Origin of the sequence: Zoogloea oryzae (genome assembly GCF_030161255.1) — a bacterium.
Lineage (GTDB): Bacteria > Pseudomonadota > Gammaproteobacteria > Burkholderiales > Rhodocyclaceae > Zoogloea > Zoogloea oryzae.
In genome coordinates, this window is record NZ_BSPX01000263.1 from 1 (window position 1) to 760 (window position 760).

Here is a 760-nt window from a genome sequence, read left to right on the forward strand (position 1 = left end):
TCTAAATGAAAGACAATAAGTTTTTTGTAAAAAATTTATTCTTTGATTCACAAATTGGATCTTAGGAAACGTTTGTCTATTTTCTCTAAATGTAATGACTAGAAGAGCTATCGATAATAAGGAGCCGCATAGAAGAGCTGCATAGCTCAAGATCATCATACTTACGTGCATCATTAACCACTGGGATTGCAGAGCAGGTACTAATATTGCGGATTGGTGCATTTCAGTTAAAAGACCTGAAGTGGCAAAGCCCTGGGTAAAAATAACACTTGGTGTGGTTATTGCGCTTAAAGTATTTTTATGGTTCCTAAAATAAGGGATCCTATGAATAATAGATAAACTCCATGAAAGGAACATTAATGATTCATATAAATCACTTAAGGGTAAATGCCCGGAAAAAATCCAACGAGTAACTAATAATCCTGTTATACAGAAAAAAGTAACTAACATGCCCTTTTCTGACGAATTAGCTAGTCCTCCTATTTCGCGGGTTAATAAAGTTATCAAATAAATCGTAATTACAATTGAAATGATTGAAAAAGATATGTGAGTAAATATATGTTCTAAAGTAAAAAAAATCATAAAAAAAAAATAAAAATTCTAAAAAAGGTTCGAAAAGAAGAGTTATCATAGGTTTGTCAAATCGGTCCTCCTCCATTTCTAGTGTAAAGAGAAGAAGAGTGAAAATAGATTTTCTTAGACTTATATATGTAGTCTACTTTTCCGGATAATATAAAAGAAAATAGCTATCAAAGCAAAT

General features: G+C 31.2%; 1 protein-coding gene. It reads right to left on the reverse strand.

The genetic code is table 11. From position 1 onward, the window contains the following. A partial coding sequence (gene ccsA / locus QQK25_RS24945; RefSeq protein WP_284190102.1) for a cytochrome c biogenesis protein CcsA occupies positions 1-450 on the reverse strand: 450 nt, incomplete at its 3' end. Positions 451-760: the final 310 nt, after the last annotated feature.